This is a genomic window from uncultured Sphingomonas sp., from assembly GCF_964244235.1.
Lineage (GTDB): Bacteria > Pseudomonadota > Alphaproteobacteria > Sphingomonadales > Sphingomonadaceae > Sphingomonas.
Genome location: NZ_CAXTII010000103.1, coordinates 1 through 8,159 on the forward strand (window position 1 = coordinate 1; position 8,159 = coordinate 8,159).

Below are 8,159 nucleotides of genomic sequence, written 5' to 3' on the forward strand. Positions count from 1 at the left end.
CGCCGACATTGTCCGCGATCGTGGCGGGGTTGCGGGGGTCGTCCTCCGGAATACCGGCCTCGACCTTGCCGACCAGATCTGCGCCGACATCCGCCGCTTTGGTGAATATACCGCCACCGAGCCGCGCGAAGATCGAGATGAGGCTGGCCCCGAACGCCAGCGCGGTCAGCGCCTGGACGACCGTCCGGTCCGCGGTGTTCGCGACGTCATGGCCCGCGGGTCCGATCAGGTACCAGAACAGCACGCTGATCGCTAGCAGCCCTAGCCCGGCGACCAGCATCCCCGTCACCGCGCCCGACCGGAATGCGGTCGTGAGGCCGCCCTGCAGCGAGGTCCGCGCCGCCTCCGCGGTGCGCACGTTCGCGCGAACGGAGATGTTCATGCCCGCGAACCCTGCCGCGCCCGACAGCACCGCGCCGACGACGAAGCCGACGGTGGAGACGAGACCCAGTGTCAGCGCAAGGATGATGGCGACCACGACGCCGACGACCGCGATCGCGGTATATTGACGGGCGAGGTATGCCTTCGCGCCCTCCTGGATGGCGGCGGCGATGTCCTGCATCCTCGCATCGCCCGCGGGTAAAGCCAGCAGTTGGCGGCTCGTCACGATGCAGTAGAGCACCGCGATCACACCGCAGACCATCGCGATATAGATCGTCGTCATCCGGATCCTTCCCATTCTGGCGTCCGTTCGTGCGGTCCGCCTTTGATGGGCAAGGTATCAGCGTCGCGGCGGAGCGCAACCCGGCGTGGCGGCGGCATGTTCGAAGCCGAGTCGGTCGGGCAGGGACACCGGTTCCCCCGCCGCCTCGATCGACAGCCCGGCACCGACCGCGAAGGTGCCGATGCGGGCGGCGGCCAGTGGCGGCACGGTGCCGGGGGCGGCCGCGAACAGCAGCGCATAATCGTCGCCGGCGGTCGCCGCGGCGAGCCTGGCGGCGCGGTCGTCGCCGACGAAGCGACGGTAATCTGGCGACAATGGTACTGCGGCGAGATCGACCGTCACCGCCAGCCCACTGGCCGCTGCCATCCGCTGCGCGTCGATCAGCAGCCCGTCGGAAACGTCCATCATCGCATGGACGATCGGGGCCAGCGTGCAGCCTTCCGCCAATAGCGGCTGCGGCCGGCGATAGGCGGCGAGCAGCAAGCGGGGACCCGGTTCGCCGCGCGCGATCCGCAATCCCGCGCCCGCATCGCCGATCGGGCCGACGACCCAAAGCGAATCGCCGGTCTGCGCGCCGCTACGGGGTGGGGCCGGCGAACCCTCGCCGATCGCGGTCAGGGTCAGGAACCGCGGCGCCCCCGTGGGCAGCGAGACGGTATCGCCGCCGATCAGCGGACAGGCAAAAGCCGCGATCGCGGCGGCAAGCCCGGCCAGGAACGCGCGGTCCCAAAGATCGTCGGACAAGGGATAGTTCAGCAGGACGCCCGTCGGTCGAGCGCCCTTGGCGGCGAGATCGGACAGGTTCGTCGCGACCAGCTTCCAGGCCACGTCGCCGGGCGGATCGGTGGGCAGGAAATGAACGCCCTCGACGATGGTGTCGGTCGTCAGCACGTAACCGCCGAGCACCGCGGTGTCGTCGAGCAGCCCGCGCGCCGCCGCGTGGAGCGGCAGCGCGCGCAGCGACTCGAGGAATTCTCCCTCGGTCACCGTTCGCGGATCACAATTCGCCGAGCAGATGCTCCGCGGAACTCACCTCGAACGCGCCGGGGGCCTCGACATTGAGTTCCTTGACCACGCCGTCCTCGACCAGCATCGAATACCGCTGACTGCGCGTGCCCAAGCCGAATTTCGAGCCGTCCATGGTCAGCCCCAGCGCCTCCGCGAAACCGCCATTGCCGTCGGCCAGCATCGTGATGCCGTCTGCGTCGTTCGCCTTGCTCCACGCGCCCATCACGAAGGCGTCGTTGACCGAAGTGCAGGCGATTTCATCGACGCCCTTTGCCTTCAAGGCGTCGGCGTTATTGATATAGCCCGGCAGGTGCTTCGCCGAGCAGGTTGGCGTGAACGCCCCCGGCACCGCGAATAGTGCGACCGTACGGCCAGCGAAATAGTCCGCGGAGTCGACCGCATCGGGACCATCGGAGGTCACCTTGAGCAGGGTTGCGGAGGGCAGGCGATCGCCTACGCTGATGGTCATTGGAAAGCTCCTCGGGTTCGGATGGCAACGCTTCGCCCATTCCGGCAATGCCGGGCGATTGGCAAGGCGAGATCGACGAAGCCATGGACGCTTGCGTGCTTTGCAAGCGAAGGTAGGACGGCGCGGCTGGGTCGGCGACCTGTTAGGAGGCTTGTCGATGCCGCCGCTACTGCAAATCCCCTGGTTGTCCGCAATCGCAGCGCTTGCGGTTACGACATCTCTTGCTGCCGGGCCCGCGCCCCCAGATCAGGTCGCACAGCTCGAAACGTTGCGCGCCGTCGATCTGCGGCTGGCGACGATCGCCTATCGGCTGACCACCGCCAATGCCGCGCTGTGCCGGGATTTATCGCCGACACCGGGATGGGCCATTCAGTCGCTTGGCCAATATGCACCGGCATCGCGGGCGGCGGCCAGACAGGTGTTCGGCTTCGAGCGGCCGATCGCGGTGGAGGCGGTGGTGTCTGGCGGCCCAGCGGAAAAGGCCGGGATCAGGCCGAACGATTCGCTGGTGTCGGTCGACGGAGCGGCGTTGCCAAACGGCGATCCGGTGGCGGGAACGGCCAACAGCATTACCCGCGATGCCGCGCTCGCGCAGATCGCGCGGAAGCCCATCGATCGGCCGTTGACGCTCGAGCTGGTGCGTGGCGGGACAGCCCGCAAGGTCGCGATCGACGCGCCAGCGGGGTGCCGAAGCAACTTCGAAATCCTCCTGACCCCCGGCATGGACGCGTCGTCGGATGGCGTCGTCGTACAGATCGGCGTTCGTTTCTTCGAACGCTATGGGGATGAGGCCGTCGCCGCTATCGTCGCGCATGAATTGTCGCATACGATTCTCCGGCACCGCCAGCGGCTCGATGCGGCGAAGGTCGATCATGGGCTGTTTGCGGAACTGGGTCGCAACGGTCGGCTGTTCCGGGCAACCGAGGGGGCGGCCGATCAGTTGTCGGTCTCACTCCTGTACAACGCCGGTTATGACCCGCTGAACGCCGTGCGTTTCTGGCGCGAGCATGGCGGCGATGTCGATGGCGGGCTGTTCCGTAGCCGGACTCATCCATCCGCCAGTGCGCGGGCAGCGGCGATCGCGGACGAGGTCGCGCGAATTCCCGAGGGCGCGCCCCGGCCTTACGTGCCGACGGTCCTTGCCACGCGAGACCAGCCGCTCAACTGATCCGCCAGTCCCAGCCGAGCGGATCGCCGTCCATCACCTCGACGCCCGCGGCGGCGAGATCGTCGCGGATCACGTCCGACCGGGGGAAATCCCTTGCCGCGCGCGCTTCGCGGCGTTCGGCCAGACGGGCGGCGACCATCGCCTCGTCCATCGTCGCTGTTGCCGGGCGAACGCGCAGGTCCTCGCGGTGAAGGGTTGCCAGGTCGAGGCCGAGCACCGCGTCGAAATCGACGAGGGCGGCAATGCGATCGGCTGGCGCGATCCGCTTGTCGGCCAGCATTGCATCAAGCACGGGGAGCGCCCGCGATGTATTCAAATCATCCGACATCGCCGCGTCCAGCTGCTCGCGGTAGGACGAGGCGTCGGCGGCCGGTGGGGCGGGGGGGCGATCACGCAACGCTGTCACTGTCTGTACCAGACGCTTGAGCCGCGTCGTCGCCGCCGCCAGCCCGTCCCAACTGAACTCCATCTCGGACCGATAATGTGCCTGAAGGCACATCAACCGATACGCCCGCGAATGAAAGCCGCGATCCGTCAGGGTTTGCAGGGTAATGGAACCGCCGCTGGATTTCGACATCTTTCCCGTACGTTCGACGAGGAAGTTGTTGTGCATCCAGAAAGTCGCACCGGAATCGGCGCAGCCGCAATGTGCCTGGTTCTGCGCGATCTCGTTAGGGTGGTGGATCTCGCGGTGGTCGATTCCGCCGGTGTGAATATCGAACCGCGGCCCCAGATATTTCGCGCTCATGACGGAGCATTCGAGATGCCATCCCGGCGCGCCGCGACCCCATGGCGAGTCCCATTCCATCTGCCGATGCTCGTCCGCGCCATTGTTGCGCCAGATCGCGAAATCCGCCGGGTTGCGCTTGCCCGCGACCGGGTCGATCCGGCTTTCGCCCTCGTCGACCATATGGCCCGCGAGCGACCCGTAGTTCGGGACGGTCGTCGTATCGAAATACAGGCCGTCGGGCAGGCGGTAGCAATGCTCGACCTCGATCGCTTTTCCCCAGGCGATCATCTCCGCGATGTGATCGGTCGCGAGGGGGAAGAGACTGGGAGGATGGATGTTCAGGTCGGTCAGATTTTGTTTGAAGGCTTTGGTATAGTGTCTCGAGATATCCCAGATATCGCGCCCGGTCGCCTTGGAAGCCGCTTCCATCTTGTCGTCGCCGGCATCGGCGTCGGAGGTCAAGTGACCGACGTCGGTGATGTTGATGATGTGCGTGACCGGCCACCCCTTCCACGTCAGCGTACGTGAAAGCGTATCGGTGAAGACATAGGCGCGCAGATTGCCGATATGCGCATAATTATAGACCGTTGGGCCGCACGAATAGACGCGGACGTCGGTGGGATCGATCGGCGCGAAGGTTTCCGGCATCCGGGTCAGGCTGTTGTATAAAATGAGCGGTACCGTGGTCATGGCTTGCCTTTAGCCGGGCGGCCGGTTTCTAGCAAAGAGTGCAAGCCGCGGGGGGGGGTATGCCTGCGACGCGCGCTGACGATCGGCGGGGAGGCCCTTGCTCCAATCGAGCCACGGTCCTTGAAATCTCCGTTGCAGGCTGATAGGCGGCCGCAATACCGTCGCGAAGCGCTTCGCGGCGCCATAGCTATTACGCCGGAGTTTTACGGGTTTATGCAAATCATCGTCCGCGACAACAATGTCGATCAGGCCCTGCGCGCGCTGAAGAAGAAACTGCAGCGCGAGGGTGTGTATCGCGAGATGAAGCTGCGCCGCCATTATGAAAAACCCAGCGAAAAGCGTGCGCGTGAGCGTGCGGCGGCAGTCCGACGCGCGCGCAAGATGGATCGTAAGCGCGCCGAGCGTGATGGTGCGCGGTAAGACCATGATGTCCTGCTCGGATCGGCAGGGCGCGTTGCCGTAAATATTGTCGAATACGAAGCCGGGGCGGTGTTGGCTGCCACGCAGCGAGGCTCCCGATCATGTCGACCGTCACCGCCGTTCCGCTTCGTGCGACCAAGCGAAGTTACCTGATCTATTTGTGGGTCGGCGTGGTGTTGGCGTGCCTCGCTGCCTTCGCGCTGGCACGGCAGGGCGATGACTTTCTTACGCGCAATTCACGTGCCCGCGGTATCGTGACGACTGCTACGGGGTTGGAATACAAGATCATCGCGCCCGGTCAGCCGGGCGCTCCTCGCCCGACCGATACCGATGTCGCACTGGTGAACTATGAAGGCAAGTTGCTCGACGGCAAGACGTTCGACAAGTCGCAGCAGCCGACCCCGATGCCTGTCGGCAGTGTCGTTCCGGGCTTTTCCGAAGCGCTGAAATTGATGCAGAAGGGCGCGAAATATCGCGTCTGGATCCCGTCCAAGCTGGGATACGGCGCAGCGGGTGCCGGGCCGATCCCGGCGAATGCGACTTTGATGTTTGACATCGAGCTCGTCGATTTCCTGCCGGCGAGCGTCGTCCAGCAGATGCAGGCCCGCGCCGCAATGGCTCGGGGCGGCGGTGCCGGTGCTTCCGGACCGGGGGTTCAGATGCCGCCGAGCGCAGGCTCCCCGCCGCAGTGACGGTTCGTCCAGGCGCTAGATAGCATATCGGAGTTTTTGAAACGCCGACCCCGCCGTTTCATAACTGGCGCTGACTTCGATGCGAGACGGAACGGCGATCTTCTAGGGTCCAAACCCGATCAGGCCAAGCTCGTCGGTCACGATGCGAACGCATCGCTCCCTCCTCGCTCCTACCTGTGCGCCAGATTTGGCTCCGCCCCGACCGTTGGCCTGATTGGGTTTGGACCCTGGTCAGACAGGTCGATCAACCGCAACTGCGCAATCGACAATCTTGCCGCGATCGATTTGTACGTTGTAGCTGGTCAACCCCGAAACCAAGCTACCGCAATTACCCAAGCTACCGCAATTACCATCGTCCACGGGAAAAAGCCGTTGCGGAGGGAGGCCCGTTAGGCCGAAGTTCCCGGCAAGTGTTCGATCCGGTACACCAAAAAAATAGACAAAAAAATAGCGGTCCGAAGACCGCTATTTCCTCGACAAGACTGCCAAGCTTAGTTGCTTGTAGGCTTATCTTTATTCGTGGCTACGACCACGATACCCGCAATCACGGCCGCGGCCGCAATAAGGGCGATAATGAAACCGCCACCAGCGAGCTTGTCCTTATGCGACGCCGACGTTCCGGCGCGAGCCGGTGACGAGATCGAAAGGCTAGCCGCCGGGTTTGCCGGGGCGGCCATTGCCGGAGCAACCGCCATCGTGGCAACTGCAGCAGCCATGAAATACTTTCCGAGACGCATGTCGAACTCCTCTTTTCGTCCGTCGACAAATGCCATGCCAGCAAATGCGGAACAGAGCAATCGTCAAACGGACCCAGCGTGAAAGCGTTCCAAGCCGTTGCCGCGCTGCAACATACAGCCACGGCAATCGGTGCTTACCATCCTAAAAACTGAGCGATAGCCGGTAATTGGTCGAGAGCCGATATTTCGGCGGATGCAGCGTTCAGCCGGTCTGCAGATGCCATGACTCGTTGCCCTCGAGACCAACCGCACTCAGCCGACCTGTTGCATAGGCGCCGGTATCGACTCCGATCCGATGCGCGCCGATCTCGATGTCGTCTGCGATCGTATGGCCATGAACGATAATCTTCTCGAGTGGCCCGGGATAATCCAGAAAGACATCGCGTATCCACCTGAGGTCGGCCTTTCGCTGGTCAGCCAACGGACGATCAGGACGGACGCCGGCATGAACAAAGGCGTAATCACCAATCTCGATCAGGTCTTCGAAACCTGCGAGGAATGACCGATGATCCGCGGGAACAACCGATTGCAACGTGGCACATAGTTCGTGGTGATCAGACCGTTCATACGCCTCAGGCGTAACACCATAGCTAAGCACGGTCTCGCGACCGCCGATCCGGCAGAACAAACGCACCGCCTTTTCGTCGCCGTCAATCGATCCCAGGAAGATTTCCTCATGATTACCCAGGATAAAGCGAGCGGTCGGCCGATCCGCCCTGAGGGCGATCAATCGGTCGATGACCGCCGCCGATTCGGGACCGCGGTCGATCAGATCGCCAAGGAAGACAAGGGTGGTTTGCGCCGGGCCGCGCGCATGGTCATCGATGTCGATCATGCCGAGCAATTGATCGAGAAGGTCGAGGCAACCATGAATATCGCCGATCGCGTAAACCCGCTCGCCCGCTGGAATCGATCCCGGTGCCTTCGACGGTTTAACCCGCGATTTGAAGATTTTGCGAAGCATGGTCGGTGCGGTTCCGGAAGGGCCGCGGATATAGGCACGCTCCGCCCGGCCGGCAACGGCAGATGCAACGGTCAGCTTGCGAGCCGAAGAGGCTGCACGGCAATGCGGCGTATCGGTTGATCGGGCCAGATGCCGCGCGTGTCCATCACCGCCTTATCGACTCGCTCCGCCAGAGGAACCGATCGGAAGAGATCGTGATCGACCAGCACGACCATTCCCGCACAGGTCTCGATCGCTTCGTCGATGTCGATCAGCGTCGCGCCGCAGACGACGAGGGCAGGGGGCAGCGTGTCGGCATAAGGTTCGACGATTCGAACCCGCTGACCGAACCGGGCGGCGAGTGCAGTCGCGACCTTCAGTGCAGGGCTTTCACGGAAATCGTCGATATTCGCCTTGAACGCGAGGCCGAGGCACGCGACCGGCGCGCCGTTCGGCAACGAGTCGATCATCGCTGCGGCCTGGGCGATCACATGATCGGTCTTGCCGTCGTTCACTTCGCGGGCGGTGCGGATCAACCGCGTGTTCGCGGGATCGGCGTGGACCAGAAACCATGGATCGACCGCGATGCAATGCCCGCCGACGCCGGGGCCGGGCGACAGGATGTTGACGCGCGGATG

10 protein-coding genes are annotated in these 8,159 nt (G+C 63.9%); 3 read left to right on the forward strand and 7 right to left on the reverse strand.

All coding sequences use genetic code 11. From position 1 onward, the window contains the following. The 3 genes from ACFE7D_RS13160 to ACFE7D_RS13170 form a co-directional block, all read right to left on the reverse strand. Positions 1–664 (reverse strand): sodium/proton-translocating pyrophosphatase (locus tag ACFE7D_RS13160; protein WP_375395872.1); only part of this gene is annotated, 664 nt, incomplete at its 3' end. Between the two features lie 57 nt (positions 665–721). Continuing rightward, positions 722–1,651, reverse strand: a complete 930-nt coding sequence (gene thiL, locus ACFE7D_RS13165) for a thiamine-phosphate kinase (protein ID WP_375395873.1) — start codon at positions 1,649–1,651, stop codon at positions 722–724. 10 nt (positions 1,652–1,661) lie between these two features. Beyond that, positions 1,662–2,141, reverse strand: a complete 480-nt coding sequence (locus tag ACFE7D_RS13170) for a peroxiredoxin (protein ID WP_375395874.1) — start codon at positions 2,139–2,141, stop codon at positions 1,662–1,664. Positions 2,142–2,298: 157 nt separating this feature from the next. Between ACFE7D_RS13170 and ACFE7D_RS13175 the strand changes: the two genes are divergently transcribed. After that, positions 2,299–3,309: a M48 family metalloprotease gene (locus tag ACFE7D_RS13175; RefSeq protein WP_375395875.1), complete on the forward strand. Its 1,011-nt coding sequence runs from the start codon at positions 2,299–2,301 to the stop codon at positions 3,307–3,309. Here the strand turns inward: ACFE7D_RS13175 and cysS are convergent. Continuing rightward, on the reverse strand, positions 3,302–4,729 hold the full coding sequence (cysS, locus tag ACFE7D_RS13180) for a cysteine--tRNA ligase (RefSeq protein ID WP_375395876.1): 1,428 nt from the start codon (positions 4,727–4,729) through the stop codon (positions 3,302–3,304). The two genes, ACFE7D_RS13175 and cysS, sit on opposite strands and share 8 nt — an antisense overlap. Before the next feature lie 213 nt (positions 4,730–4,942). Between cysS and rpsU the strand changes: the two genes are divergently transcribed. After that, entirely contained in the window at positions 4,943–5,149 is a 207-nt protein-coding gene (rpsU, locus tag ACFE7D_RS13185; protein ID WP_088331195.1) for a 30S ribosomal protein S21, read from the forward strand. Between the two features lie 101 nt (positions 5,150–5,250). Then, positions 5,251–5,841, forward strand: coding sequence for an FKBP-type peptidyl-prolyl cis-trans isomerase (locus tag ACFE7D_RS13190; protein ID WP_375395877.1), 591 nt, complete (start codon positions 5,251–5,253; stop codon positions 5,839–5,841). Between the two features lie 491 nt (positions 5,842–6,332). Here ACFE7D_RS13190 and ACFE7D_RS13195 read toward each other — a convergent pair whose 3' ends face one another. The 3 genes from ACFE7D_RS13195 to ACFE7D_RS13205 all read right to left on the reverse strand — a co-directional run. After that, positions 6,333–6,614 carry a hypothetical protein gene (locus tag ACFE7D_RS13195; RefSeq protein WP_375395878.1) on the reverse strand — a complete coding sequence of 94 codons (282 nt, stop codon included), beginning with the start codon at positions 6,612–6,614 and terminating at the stop codon, positions 6,333–6,335. 166 nt (positions 6,615–6,780) lie between these two features. Continuing rightward, entirely contained in the window at positions 6,781–7,542 is a 762-nt protein-coding gene (locus ACFE7D_RS13200) for a metallophosphoesterase family protein (RefSeq protein WP_375395879.1), read from the reverse strand. 71 nt (positions 7,543–7,613) lie between these two features. Further along, a partial coding sequence (locus tag ACFE7D_RS13205) for a UDP binding domain-containing protein (protein WP_375395880.1) occupies positions 7,614–8,159 on the reverse strand: 546 nt, incomplete at its 5' end.